The sequence below is a fragment of the Kitasatospora sp. NPDC088779 genome (assembly GCF_040685395.1).
Classification (GTDB): domain Bacteria; phylum Actinomycetota; class Actinomycetes; order Streptomycetales; family Streptomycetaceae; genus Kitasatospora.
Genome location: NZ_JBFBHW010000038.1, coordinates 20,778 through 33,908 on the forward strand (window position 1 = coordinate 20,778; position 13,131 = coordinate 33,908).

Consider the following 13,131-nt stretch of genomic DNA (forward strand, 5'->3'; position numbering starts at 1 on the left):
ACACCCGTGTCGTGCGGGCCGCAGGATGCAGAGGGGAATCCTGCCGGGGGTTGACCGGCCGGGCGCCAGGCCTACCTTCCCTCTCGCACCGCACCGCCTGCTGTACCGGCAGCCGGGCCGTGCGATCGGGTGCCCGCCCCCGGCCCTGTCCCGCTCACTCCTGGCCGGCGGCGTGCACCCCGGGTACCGACGCCCGCCCGGCACTCCCGGGCCCGCACCCGAGCCGCCCGCACGCCTCGACTCGGTGCGGGCACCCACCTGCCGCCCACCTGCGTGCACTGTTCCGCCGACCGCGCCCGCCTCACCGCCCTCCACCTGCACGCCCTGAACGGTCTCGCAAACCAGCGCGGTTGGGGTGTTGACCGGTTCGATCCCGTGGCTACTTTCCTCCCCGGGAGAGCGCCCCGGCCCGGCTGCTGTGCTGTACACCACCGCCCCGGCCGCGCCCTGGCCGGTTTGCCAACTCGTGCCTACCGTCCCACGGCCCCGGTCCGCTACGCCGCCCCAGTCCGTGTCCCGTCTGACAACTGACCATGCCGGGCGGGCGGTACCCAGGCCTGGCCAGCCCACCTCATCGTCCCGAACCCCCTGCACGCCGCGCCTTCCGAGTGCGCGTCACCATCCGAGCGCCGCTCGCAGCCACACGTCCGGCACTACCCCAGACCAGCCACCAGGAGAAGAGATGTCCGACACCACCACGAAGCTCACTGAGAAGATCAAAGCGCTGAGTGCGTTGATCGACCATCCGCGCACCGGAGAAGGGGAACGAGACACGGCCCGCCGGATGCTCGCCCGGGCACTGACCAAGGCGCAGAGGGACGGCGTTGACGTCGGCGAGAGGGAGTCACGTGATCACCGGGTGTACGGCGAGAAGTACCACCAGGTACGGACACTCGGCCTGGTGGCGATCGCCAAGCTGATGCGTGAGGACGTGAAGCTGGCCCGAAGGCTCGGCCGACTTCCGGCGACCACACCGGGCGCGCTCGCCCTGGTCGACGGGCTCGGTGCCCTCCCACCTGAGGTGAAGGTCTCGATTCGCAGCGAGTACTACTCCGGCGGAGGCTCGATCCACATCCGGGTCAAGGCCATCCCCTGCGGTTGGGGGTTCGTTCAGGGGACGCGTCACGGCCGGGAGGTAATGGTTCCCTCGCCCATATTCCAGGCCGCTCTAGATGACCTGAAGGCGATCCACGCCGCCTACAACTATGACGGCAGCGACCTGACAACGGACCACTTCGACCGCAACTACCTTGGCATCGTCGACTACGAGCGTCCGACGGAACGTGCCTGACAGCCACCGCCCACACTTGAACGCACCGCCGCTGCGTCCCGTGCCCAGTCGGTGCCCGGCCCAGGCGGCCACCGTCTGCCGCGCGGCCGAGGCGTTGCCGCTGTACCCCGGCCCGCCTGCCCCGTGCCTGGGGGCGTGCCGCCGTGCGCATGCTGTTCCCCGGCTCCCGGCAACCAGAGGGGCGGGTCCAGCGCGGGGTGAGTGCCCGCGTCCGGCTGTCCGACCCCCACGCAACCCGCTTGGCGCCCGGCTAGGTCGGATGTTGACCGGCCCTGTCCCGCGGCTACCTTCCAACCCGGGAGAGCCCCGGCGCTGCGCCGCGCCGCCGGCCGCTTTCCTACGCCTGCCCCCGGGTAGGCGGGCCCGTTCGATCCGTTCCGGGCCCTCAGAGCCGTCCACCAACTCACCGGAGCACACCATGGACCCCACCGCTACCGCACACGCTCTCGCGACCGCTCTCTCCCAGCACGGCATCCCCGCCGAGAGGACCGACCTCTCCGGTGACCGTGCCGTCGCGGTCGAGCTCACCATCCGTACCAGCCCCGCAGGATCCCGTGACTACCACGTCCTCTACCTCGAACCCGACGACCAGGGCGACACCGTGCTGTGGCAGCTCACCACCGCCCACGGCGAGATCACCATCAACGGCACCGGCGCCTGGCACATCCCCGACGCCCCGCTGCTGACGACCGAGTACCGCCACCAGCACACCGTCACCGCCCTGTCCGGCTGGATGAAGGAGCGCGGCGCCCGTCCCGGCGCCCCCGCGCTCCCCCCGACCGAGGTCCTCCTCAGCCTCGAACTGCAAGGGTGGGAACTGGGGCTTCTGCGTCTCACCGCCGCCTACGCCGAGGCACTGATCAGCGGTCAGGCGACGGCCGACACCACGCCCGCCGACCTCGCCGCCCTCCACCCCGAACTCACCGCCCGGTACGACAACCCGAACCTGGATGGATGGCACCTCGCAGGGGACGCCATACGCGCGCTCGCGGACGGCCGCGTCACCGAGGACACGTCCGCCGCCAGTGACCACATCGACGTCACCCCCGACCTGGTCAACAGGTACGGTCCGCGCGCCCTCGCCCGACTTCGGCAAGGCTTCGACGGCGACGTCCTCGCCGCCGCCCGCTTCTTCCTCGCCGCCAACACCCCTATCTCAGATACCCCCTGACCCCGCTGACTCTCCGGGGCCGCGCGGAGCAACACCGCGTGGCCCCGTCCGGGCTGGTCCGCAGACGCGGCCAGCAGGAACAGACCCGTAGCAGGCCCGCAGCGCTGTCCGCCCGTTGCGGCCGGGGGTTGACTGGTTGTCCGCCGGTTCTATGGTTCGTCGTGCTCCCAGCCGGCCACTGTCGAGGGCTGATGCGCTCTGGTGGTGCGGGTCCCCCGCCCCGGTCCCTCCGCGCCCCCGGGGGCGGGTGGCACACCGGCGGCCGGGACCCCGTACCCCCATTCGCAGGGTCCCGGCTGCTGGGGCGGGTCGTCAAGGGCGGGAGTTCCCCGATCGTCAGACACACAGCGAGAGGGAAGAGAGACACCACATGGGCGTCACACTCGGAAAGAATCAGCGCGCGGTGCTGGAAAGCATGGCCGCCCCGGACCACTCCGACACCTGGTACCCAGGCTGTGGGTGGATATGGGGCAATCGCTCCGAAACCGAGCGAATCATGGTTGCTCTCGAACGACGCGGCCTCCTCGACCGTGTACCCGTCACCGATCGCGTGACCGGATGGCGGATCAACACCACCGGCAAAGCCGAGGCCGCCCGGTGATCAAGCGATGAGGCCACGCGATCCAGATTCAGTTCGAGGTCGGTCCCCGCCGTGTGACGGCGCCGCATCTCTTCGCTGTGGCCGACGGCTTCCTCGCCGTCGGCACCGGCACCGTCCTCATCGCCCGCCATCCACACGGCCGCACCCAGCAGCCACCCGAGACAATAGACCCGTGCGCCAGACCGCCGAGACCAGCGGCCTTGTTCCCGCGACCCGGAGGTACCACATGATCAAGCGCCACCAGGTCTACCGCGACTGCGACCCCCGCAGCAGCGTCACCATCCGCATCCTCCGCTACACCCCCGGCGACGTGCGGGCCCTGGTCGTCGACGCCATCACCGGCAAGCGCCAGCGCCAGATTCTCGCCAGCCGCCTCCACGCCAGCGCTGTCACCGCAACCGGGCAACCCCGCCGCAGCGGCTACGTGCTCGTCCAGGACGCCGGGGAGCCGTAGCCGTGACCGCCTACGCCCGCCCTGCACCGCTCTCACCCTCGCCGAGATCGACCGGCTCGGCGCCGTCCTCGATGGAGCCCGTAGCACCGCGCTCACCGAGGCCGCCGAGCTGATCGAAGCGTTCCCCGCCGACTACGAACTCGTCGAGGCCAACCGCCTGATCGACTAGATCATCCGCACACGGCGGAACCTTCGTCTCGGCTGAACACCACCGCCCGGCCGCGCACGACTCGTCCGGCTGGGCCACCACACCACTGCCCGACCTCGCACCGCGCGCTCCGCCCGCTTCCCCCGGCCAGGACATGGAACCGGCCACGCCGCTGCTGATGCCCCGGCCGGCCCCCCTCCAGGCCTGGTGCCGGCTGTGTCGCCGTTGCGTTTCCGGCGGTCCTGGCCGGCATCCCAGGGCCGCCTGGCGGTGTGTGCTCTCCCCTCCTGGTGCGGCCGGGTGGGGGGCCGGGGTACCTTCCCTCCCCTGTTCCTCGCCTCCTTCCCTCGGAGGCGGGAGGCGGGAGGCGGGTTGCAGGTGCCGTTGCCGCCCTGTCCTGCCCCACCCGCCGGCCAGGGGCCCGTGTGGCGGCACGCCGACCGGGGGCCCTTCCTTGCCCTGACGGTGCCCCGGCCAGCACCCCCGAAGGCCGCTCGGCCGGGTGACCACAGCACCCGGTCCCGCCTGGCCGATGGGATGCGGTCCGTGCGGTCCGCTCCGCCAGCCGGGCATCCCACCCGCCCGAGCATTCTGCCCCGGGAACCGGCAGGGCGGTGCCCGCCCCGACCCTGCTCCGGGTGCAGGGGTGTCGCTGGTCGGTGTCCGGCAACCAGGAGGGGGAGGCCCGGTGCGGGGCGGGTGCGCCGCGTCCGGCCGCCCGTTCAAACCCACCCCTCACCCGGACTGAACGGGCCTGTCACCCACTGGGGTTGGGGTGTTGACCGGCTCCGTCTCGTGGCTACTTTCCTTCCCAGACAGAGCACCCGGCAGCCCGGCGCCCAGCCGTGCCGTACCAGCCCCGGTCCGGGTACGGGCCAACACCGACGGCCTGGACCCCCCTTTCACCCCGAGCGGGGTCCCGGCCGTTCCGCGCACACCACGCACCTGCCTCTCCGTCCCCGTGTCGGGGCCTCTGTCCCGTGCACCCCCGTGCCTTGACCCAGTCGCCCGCGCCACCGACCAGTGAAGGAACCACCAGCCGATGACCGCCCGCCGCCACCTGTCCGATCTCGCGTACGAGCCCGAGTCGGGCGCCGCCGTCTACGAGGCCGTCGCTGCCTGCACCGATTTCTTGAACCAGTGGGGCGAGTACGGTTTTTGCGATCCTCGCACCCTGGCGCTTTACGCCTACCGCGCCGCGGCCGAGGAAGCGTTCGAGGACACCCTCGCCCTTCTGGCCCCCCGCCCCCCCGAGCAGACGGCCGAGTCCCTGGGGCGCGGTTCCCGCATCCGCCACGCCGTTCAGGTCCGGGGCTGGACGCTCGCTCTCACCGCCGCCTCCAGCCACCTGCACGCCACCCTCACCCGCCCCCACCTCCCGGGCCCCGGCCGGTGGCGCGGCCCCGAGCCCGCCCTCGAACTCACCGTCAACGCGCGCCTCACCGACCCCCACACCCCCACCCCGGACCCGGTCCACGCCCACGACCCGCTGCGCCAGCGGGCACTGCGCCTGTGGCAGCGCTGGGCCCACCGCCACCCCGCGGCCCGCTACCAGCCCGGCGGCCTCACCCGGCCCGGCGTCCTCACCGCCGGTCCGTGGCTGATCGCCGTCCACCGCCTGAGCGTGATCGTGGAGCGCCTGCCCGAGTTCGACTGCCCCTGGCACGAGCCCTTCGACGACGGGCCCCACTGCTACCCCGAAGGGTGCACCTGCCCCCGGATCCGGCCCCGGCTGGAGGCCTCCTTGACCCGGCCCGAGCGCCACCCCGAGGAAGCTCCGTTCTGACCGGCCCCACGCCCCGCAACCCCGGGCGGCACCGTGCCCCCGCCCCGTCCGGCCGGGGTGGGGCGCGGTGCCGCCCCGGCGGTCCACACACACCGACCAACACCATCATGGAGCACCCCATGACCACCGTCACCGTCACCGGTTACCGGCTCGCCAGCGCCGCCCGCACGCTCATCTTCGACGACCTCAACTACGATCCCGTGCGCGACGCCCTCACCGACCTGATCAGCGGCGGCCACACCGGCGAGGTGTACCTCTGGGAGAGCGTCGACACGGGCAAGCCAGACCCCTCCATCCCCGGCCGCACCATCACGGACTGGCGCCTGGTCACCATCCGCAATCCCGCTCCCCAGCGCTTGCGGCCCGCGCACCGCGCCGACTGCGACGACGACGAGCTCTGCGCGTGCGAGCCGACCGTGCCCGTCCCGCTGCCCGCGTGGTGCAACCTCTTCGCCGGACTCACCCTCAGCCCCCTGTTCCACCTCCACCCCGCCGACCGCGCCCGCCTCACCGCTCTTCAGTGGCCCGCCCCCAAGGACGCCGAAGGGTGGACCTACCCCGACGGCACCACCACCGGCTGAACACCCCGGCCCGCCGCTCGCCGTCGCGGCCCGGGTTGACCGGCGCTCAGCCGTTCCTACCGCGCGCCCTGTTCCCGCCGGTGGCCGTGACCGCCCCGGCCGTACGGGCTCCCCCCGGCCCGCCCCCGCGGGTGCGGGGCGGGCCAGCCCCGTACCCCGGTCGGTCCGGAATCCGCCGGCGACGGAGGGCCACGTACTTACGAACCATCCCACCCCCGCCGACCCGCTCCATGCCACTGCCCGGCCATCGGAGTCCTACCCGCACCAGGAAGCCGCGATGCTCCACATCACACCGGTCCGCTCACGTGCCGCGCGCGCCTTCGTCGCGATGTGGCACCGGCACCTCCAGCCACCACCAGGCCAGATCTTCGCCCTCGGCGTCGCCGACCACGACAGCGTCCTTCGCGGCGTCGCGATCGTCGGCCGACCCGTCGCACGCCACCTCGACAACGGTCACACACTGGAGGTCGCCCGAGTGGCCACCGACGGAACCCGCAACGCCTGCTCCATGCTGTACGCCGCCGCCTGGCGGGCGACCTCAGCACTCGGCTACACCCGGCTGGTCACCTATACGCAGGCCGGCGAGACGGGCGCATCGCTGCGCGCCGCAGGATGGCGTGTCATCGGCCAGCGCACGCCCCACGCGGGCTGGGACCGACCGTCGCGTCCGCGTCGGGCGCTCGGCAGCGAGCACATACCCCGCACGCTCTGGGAAGCACCCTGATCACCCGCCCTTCCCCGGCCCCTGCCGACTGGCCTGTCCCCAGCCACTGACCCACCCGGGGCGCGGTACTGCCGCTGCGCTCCGGGTCGGGCCTGCCGGCTCTGGTCCGGGGGCTGGAGGGGTTGACCGGCCGTCTGCCGCTCCTACTGTGCGTCCTGTTCCCGCCCGGGGGCCGTTGGCCCGTCCCGGCCGTGTGGGATTTCCCGGCGCCTCCCCGCCCCCTGGGGGCGGGGTCTGGGCCGCCACCGACAGCAGGCACTGGGCGGCCGTCACCGCCGTCGCCGGCCTGATCCGGCTCGGCGAACTCATCCTCGACGACCTGCTCTGACCCGTCCCTCCCGAAGGAGCCCCGATGCGCAAGCCCCATTCCCTGACCAGGGCCTGCCCGCACCGCTGGTGCCGCCCCCTGCACCGCGTCCTCACCACCGAAGGCATCGTCCTCATCGTGGCGATATCCATCCACCAACTGGCCTACCTGGCCTACATGCTGGTGCTCATCGTCCTCGTGAACTCCGTCGTTTCCCTCGCCACCCGGCGCACCGTCGCCGACATGGCGATGGACGACTTCAAGAAGGTCGACCAGGTCAACGTGCGTACCGGCTGGGCGAACCTCGCCGTCAGCCTCGACCTGGCCTTCGCAGTGATCAGCCCGTTCGTTATCGCCGGCGTCCTCCAGGCAGAGCACAACACGATGATCACCACCGCGGTCGGCCAAGGCCCCGCCGCCACCGTCATCGGCACGGTCGTCGGCTGCGCACCCGCCATTCTCTGCCTGGCCGCGCACTACCTCGCCACGAGGCCCCGCCGCCGCAAGCGCGCCCTTGCGCCCGCCACCAACTAGCCACCCACCGCCCGGCCGAGCCGCTCCGGCCAGTACCCCCGAAAGGCTGCCCGGCCGCCCTCGCCCTCCCCCTTTGGTGCGGGCGGCCGGGCTTTCCCCCACCGTCCCCACCTTTCATCCCCTCCCAAGCGGTGGGCTGAGACGCCGCCCGCCGCCCCACCCCGCCCCGCCCTGTTCCGGCTTCCTGTCGCCGGACTCCGGCCCGGCCACCACCGCTGTCCGCGATCCCTTCCCCTGGAGACGACGATGTCCCGCTACGCCCGTTCACTCGACTCCACCACCTCCACCCAACTGGAGTGGGGCTACGACCGGCCGCTGCACAACGTGTTCGCGTACCTGGTCATCGACGACGACTTCGTCGACGACCGCGGCCTGTACCCGCCCATCACGACCGTCGGCGAGCTGATGCCCGCCATCGCCGACATGCTCACCCGCAACAACGTCCGCCTGCTGACGGACGAGGAGGCCATCACGATGATGGCGCAACTCATCGCCGACGGCGCCGACGGGGGAACCCTCACCTGACGTCCCCGCCGTCCCCTGCGGACGTGTCCGCTGCGCCCGCCCCCGCCCTGCGCGGGGGCGGGCGCAGGCGTGTCCCGGTCGGCCCAGGTCGGCCCGGCCCCGGCCCCGGGCCGGGTGTGTGCCATGGCGCTACCGCCCGCCGCAGGCTGCGGCCGGCGTGTCGGGGCCGCCTGCCCCCCAGGCCGTCGCTGTTCCCCAGACCGGTGTCCGACCCGGTCGGATACCACGCAGGCCGGGGGAGCGGCCCGGTGCCGCAGAGGCCGGTATCCGGGCCGGCCGGGTGTCGCGGTGGCCCCAGGGGCGACCACACAGACTGCGCCAACTCCGACCAATGGCTAGTGGGTTGACCGGCCAGCTGTCGTGCCTATCCTCCGTTGCGCCTGCCGGGCCCTACCGCCTGCCCGGGGCCGTGGACGCGCCGCACGGCCGTCCCGTCCTCGCGCGCCGGTTGCCAGCACACTCTGCTGCTCCCCTCGAAGGCAACCATGCTCGACAAGCTCCTCAACGACTTCCTCACGGCGCGGACCCCGAGCAGCATGCTGATCAACAGCCTGTCCCTGTACGGGGCCTTCCACCTGGGACTGCGCTCCGGGCGCCGTGAGGCCGCCGCGCCCAGACCGACGTACACGCCGACGACCAGCCGGCCGTCAAAGCCCTCCACTGACAGATCAGCACCGGAGCCCGGCGGCCCGCCCACCCCTTGGCGGGCCGCCGGACCCTGTCGTTCCGTGGCCCGGCCGCCGCGCCCGTTCGGTCTGGTCGGGTCTGGTCCGTCCGGTTCGGTCCAAGGCCGGGGGTTGACCGGTCGTCTGCCGCCCCTACCGTGGGTCTTGTTCCCGCCCGGCCGCTGTCGAGTACCGACGTGCTCCGGCGGTGCGGGCTTCAACGGTGTCTCCCCGCCCCCCTCCCCCCGTTACCGTTTTCGTGACCCCGCAACGGGGCTCCCGGCCTCCGGTCCGGCATGACTGTTCCCCCCTGTAGTTCGCATGATCCGGGGGGTGGTGTCACCGGGCCGGAGGCACCGGTAGACCGCTGATAGAGGCAGGACCACCAGCTCGCTGGGAGGCTCTTCGTAACGTGGATGCCGGCGACTGGTGCCACGCCAACGAGGCCGGGACAGCACGACCTCGTAAGGGAACAGTGTGATCGACATCGGCGATGTGGACGTCTTCCTCGGCCTGGACGTCGGCAAGGGCGAGCACCACGGAACCGCCCTGACCCGGGTCGGCAAGCGCGTCTTCGACAAGCGGCTGCCGAACAGCGAGCCCAAGATGCGGGCCATGCTGGACAAGCTCACCGCCAAGCACGGCACCGTCCTGGTCGTCGTCGACCAGCCCGCCTCCATCGGCGCCCTGCCGCTCGCGGTGGCCCGGGACGCCGGCTGCCGCGTCGCCTACCTGCCCGGCCTCACGATGCGCCGCATCGCCGACCTCTACCCCGGCGAGGCCAAGACCGACGCCCGCGACGCCTTCGTCATCGCCGACGCCGCCCGCACCATGCCGCACACCCTGCGCGGCATCGAGCTCACCGACGAGACCGTCGCCGAGCTGGAGATGATCGTCGGATTCGATGACGACCTGGCCGGCGAGGCAACCCGCATCGCCAACCGGCTGCGCGGACTGCTCACCCAGATCCACCCGCACTTGGAGCGCGTGTTGGGGCCGCGGCTCGATCACCCGGCGGTGCTGGCCCTGCTGGAGCGGTTCGGCTCCCCGGCCGCCCTGCGCAGAGCCGGACGCCGCCGCCTGCTCACCGTCGCCCGGCCCTTGGCCCCACGCATGTTCGAACGCCTCGTCGAGGACATCCTCACCGCGCTCGACGAGCAGACCGTCGTCGTCCCGGGCACCGAGGCGGCCGCGCTGATCGTGCCGAGCCTGGCCGGCTCGCTGCGAGCCGTCCTCGACCAGCGCAAGCTCCTGGAGAAGCGGATCCAGGAACTGCTGGACGAACATCCGCTCTCGAAGGTCCTGACCTCCATGCCCGGCATCGGAACCCGCACCGGCGCCCGCGTCCTGATCGACGTCGGCGACGCGAGCGCCTTCCCGACCGCCGCCCACCTCGCCTCCTACGCCGGCCTCGCCCCAGCCACCCGCAGTTCCGGCTCCTCCATACGCGGCGAGCAACCCGCCCGCCGGGGCAACAAGCAGCTGAAACGGGCGTTCTTCCTAGCCGCGTTCGCCGCGCTCAACGACCCCGCCTCCCGGGCCTACTACGACAAGAAGATCAACCAGGGAAAGCGCCACACCCAGGCACTCCTCTGCCTGGCCAGACGCCGGGTCGACGTCCTGTTCGCCATGCTCCGCGACGGCACCTTCTACGAGTCCCGGCCCGCAGCGGCCGGCAGTTGAACTCCGCGGGGATCCGCCAGCAGCACCACACGGTCAGCCGCCGGTTCGAACCCGAGCACCGGGTTCCCCCAGTCGCCCTCCGCGGTCATCCGCACGGGCTTGCCCAGCCGGCGCCCGATCGCACCCAGGAAGCCGCACAGGACATCCACCCCTCCCTGGCCCTGCAGCTCCCGGAGGTCGACGTCGAAGTCGATCTCGTCGGCAGACATCGGACGGAAGATCGCCAGCACTTCCGGGACCGGCCAGACCCGCAGATCGACCGTCTCCGCGTCGGCCGGTCGCGCCAACACGTCCGCCGCAGAGGGCAGCTGTCCGGCGACGCCGCCCTCGGAGTACTCCCACGTCCACCCGCTCGACCGGACCAGCTCGAACACCGCCTGCCAGTCCTCGACCGAGGTGTCGGCCACGGACATATCCGGCAGAGCACCCATCAGGTCAGGGTCGAAGAAGTTCCTGACGTCATCCCACAGCAGGTCCGACATCCCGCCATGCTGCCTGCTGGCCCGCCCGAACGCAGCCCGATTTCCTTGACGAACCCCATAGAGGCACCCCCCCGGGGCGGGTGGGTCGAGACACCCTCGGCACCCCGCCCACCCCTCACCCCCCGGGGCAGGTTGCAGGTGCCGTTGCCGCCCCGCTCTGTCCGGCCCCACACGCCGAGCAGGGGACCGTGTGGCGGCACGCTGGCCGGGACCCCTGCCCCACCCCCGGGGCAGGCGCCCCGGCCAGCACCCCGAAGGCTGCCCGGCCACTCTCGCTCCCCCTTGACATGGGCGACTGAGCTTCCCCCGGCACCCCGCTCGCCCCACCCCTGCCGCCGGGAGCGGGAACGTGTCGCTGCCCGGGTGCCCGGCAACCAGCAGGGCCAGGCCCGGCACGGGGTGCCGCCACCGCTGCTGCGCCCCACACCCCCCGGCCCGGGTGCGGGGCGGCCCCGCCACCCGGCGTTCACCGCCGTGTCCCAGGGCATGCCGGACGGGCCGCCGCCCTGCCCAAAGCCCCCAGCTGAATCGGGCCCAAGCCACCAGACCACCCCACAACGGTGACGGCCCCCGCCGCACCACGCCAAGCTGCGCGCGACCGTCCACCCGGCCGACGACGGCGGCCTCCAGTTCCGCATCCCCGGACCCGATGACACGTTCGTCCTCATCGGCAGCCCGGTGGACCTTCCCGACCCCGACGAGGCCCCCACCGGCTTCCACACCCAGCTCTACACCCCAGACGGCGACTACACCGACATCCTGCACCGCGGCTGCACCGACCCCACGTGCTGCACCCCGGCCGCCGGCCGACCCGCTCAACCCCCGCACCGCGGCGACCGCCATCGCCACCGCGCTGCGCACCCACGCCGCAACGCTCCCCGCGGTCGTCCCCACCACCGGGCAGATCCTCCACCGGGTCGCCGAGCTCATCGACGCCGACACCGGCCGCACCACCGCCCTCTACAGCCACCCCGTCGTGGTCCCGGGCCGCATGCTCGACTACCTGACCCAGCAGGCCGTATACGGCACCGACCCGCTGTGGTTCGGCAAGCGCTACGCCCACCTCGGCCGCCTGTGCGGCGTCGACGCCGTCACCGCCTGGACCCGGCTCCTCGACGCCGCGCTGAACGCCGTCCGGGGCCTGCTCCGTCCGCTCATCACCAACGCCGCGACGACCCTCGACCCGGACACGGTCCGCGAACTCGCCGACGCCCAGGACCGTCCGGCAGGCCCGCCCAAGGCGCCGTGCGACTGCTACAGCCAGGACCGCGGCGGCCGCTCGCACGACCCCGACTGTGTCGGCTTGCGCACCCCCGCCCCGACTGCCTGACCCCCGCCCTGGTCCGGCCGCTGGTGCGGCTGGTCCCGCCCCCGGAGGAACCCTCGTGAGCAGCCCCGCTGCCCTCGTGCCCTCGCTCTCCCCCTTTGGCGCGGGCGGCCGGGCTTCCCCCGGTACCCCCGCCGAGGGCGGCCGGTAACCACCGGCCGCCACACCCACCCACCACGGAGGATCCCGCCATGACCCACCACCCCGACGACGTCCTCACCGAGTTGTCCAAGAACTGGGTGGCCGCGCAGCCCAGTCCCGCCATCGCGGTACAGCGAGCCCGGTACGAGTTCAACCTCAACTTCGGTCTCCTCGGCGGATTCGCCACCAAACTCCACCGGTTCGAGGCCGCCATCCGCGCCGATGCCCTGGAGCGGGCCGCCGACGAACTGGAGCGCATCGCCGATGAGGCCGAGGCCCGCGTCGCCGAGCACTACGGAGCCGCATCCGCGATCGGCCCCGGCTCGGCCGACATGGTTCGCGAGGCAGCGAAGACCGTTCGCTCGATGACGGCCCGGGCTGACCGGTGACCGACACCACGCCGCCGGCCGACCTCACCGTCCGCAGGGGGCCGGAGGGGTTGACCGGCGGCCTGCCGTCCCCCGCGGTCATATCCCGTTCCTGTTCCCGCCTGGCGGCCGTGAGCCATTCCGGCCGTGCGGGCTTCCCCGGCGCCTCCCCGCCATTCTTCCCCGCACACGGGAGAACATCCGTCTCGGCTGAGCACGACCACCCGGCCGGGCCCCGGGCCGGCGCCGACCCCCGCCCGCCCCGCCGCCTCCGCACCGTCTGCCGTACCGGCGGCCGGGTTCGGGTGCCTTCCCGTGTCCTGCCGGGCCCGGCATACGGGAA

At 72.7% G+C, this 13,131-nt stretch carries 14 protein-coding genes; 13 read left to right on the plus strand and 1 reads right to left on the minus strand.

Annotation, left to right across the window (positions count from 1 at the left end):
- The first annotated feature begins 682 nt into the window (after positions 1-682).
- The 11 genes from AB0P03_RS29030 to AB0P03_RS29080 all read left to right on the plus strand — a co-directional run bounded on the left by AB0P03_RS29030 (position 683) and on the right by AB0P03_RS29080 (position 10,470).
- Positions 683-1,291, plus strand: coding sequence for a hypothetical protein (locus AB0P03_RS29030; RefSeq protein ID WP_363631596.1), 609 nt, complete (start codon positions 683-685; stop codon positions 1,289-1,291).
- 418 nt (positions 1,292-1,709) lie between these two features.
- Entirely contained in the window at positions 1,710-2,462 is a 753-nt protein-coding gene (locus tag AB0P03_RS29035) for a hypothetical protein (RefSeq protein WP_363631597.1), read from the plus strand.
- A 370-nt stretch (positions 2,463-2,832) separates the two neighbouring features.
- Positions 2,833-3,063, plus strand: coding sequence for a hypothetical protein (locus AB0P03_RS29040; protein ID WP_363631599.1), 231 nt, complete (start codon positions 2,833-2,835; stop codon positions 3,061-3,063).
- A 172-nt stretch (positions 3,064-3,235) separates the two neighbouring features.
- Positions 3,236-3,517 (plus strand): hypothetical protein, encoded by a 282-nt coding sequence (locus AB0P03_RS29045; RefSeq protein ID WP_363631601.1) that lies wholly within the window; start codon positions 3,236-3,238, stop codon positions 3,515-3,517.
- A 1,190-nt stretch (positions 3,518-4,707) separates the two neighbouring features.
- On the plus strand, positions 4,708-5,451 hold the full coding sequence (locus AB0P03_RS29050) for a hypothetical protein (RefSeq protein WP_363631603.1): 744 nt from the start codon (positions 4,708-4,710) through the stop codon (positions 5,449-5,451).
- 119 nt (positions 5,452-5,570) lie between these two features.
- Entirely contained in the window at positions 5,571-6,032 is a 462-nt protein-coding gene (locus tag AB0P03_RS29055; RefSeq protein ID WP_363631605.1) for a hypothetical protein, read from the plus strand.
- Between the two features lie 277 nt (positions 6,033-6,309).
- A complete protein-coding gene (locus AB0P03_RS29060) occupies positions 6,310-6,756 on the plus strand; it encodes an XF1762 family protein (RefSeq protein ID WP_363631606.1) in 447 nt (148 codons plus the stop codon).
- 193 nt (positions 6,757-6,949) lie between these two features.
- Entirely contained in the window at positions 6,950-7,084 is a 135-nt protein-coding gene (locus tag AB0P03_RS29065) for a hypothetical protein (protein ID WP_363631608.1), read from the plus strand.
- A gap of 24 nt (positions 7,085-7,108) precedes the next feature.
- A complete protein-coding gene (locus AB0P03_RS29070) occupies positions 7,109-7,597 on the plus strand; it encodes a hypothetical protein (RefSeq protein ID WP_363631610.1) in 489 nt (162 codons plus the stop codon).
- A 246-nt stretch (positions 7,598-7,843) separates the two neighbouring features.
- A complete protein-coding gene (locus AB0P03_RS29075) occupies positions 7,844-8,122 on the plus strand; it encodes a hypothetical protein (protein WP_363631611.1) in 279 nt (92 codons plus the stop codon).
- 1,142 nt (positions 8,123-9,264) lie between these two features.
- Positions 9,265-10,470, plus strand: a complete 1,206-nt coding sequence (locus AB0P03_RS29080) for an IS110 family transposase (RefSeq protein WP_363631613.1) — start codon at positions 9,265-9,267, stop codon at positions 10,468-10,470.
- Here the strand turns inward: AB0P03_RS29080 and AB0P03_RS29085 are convergent.
- Positions 10,437-10,952, minus strand: coding sequence for a hypothetical protein (locus tag AB0P03_RS29085; RefSeq protein WP_363631615.1), 516 nt, complete (start codon positions 10,950-10,952; stop codon positions 10,437-10,439). The two genes, AB0P03_RS29080 and AB0P03_RS29085, sit on opposite strands and share 34 nt — an antisense overlap.
- Positions 10,953-11,601: 649 nt before the next feature.
- On the opposite strand from AB0P03_RS29085, the gene AB0P03_RS29090 reads away from it, so the two are divergent.
- Entirely contained in the window at positions 11,602-12,282 is a 681-nt protein-coding gene (locus AB0P03_RS29090; protein ID WP_363631617.1) for a hypothetical protein, read from the plus strand.
- A gap of 188 nt (positions 12,283-12,470) precedes the next feature.
- Positions 12,471-12,809, plus strand: coding sequence for a hypothetical protein (locus tag AB0P03_RS29095; RefSeq protein ID WP_363631619.1), 339 nt, complete (start codon positions 12,471-12,473; stop codon positions 12,807-12,809).
- Positions 12,810-13,131: the final 322 nt, after the last annotated feature.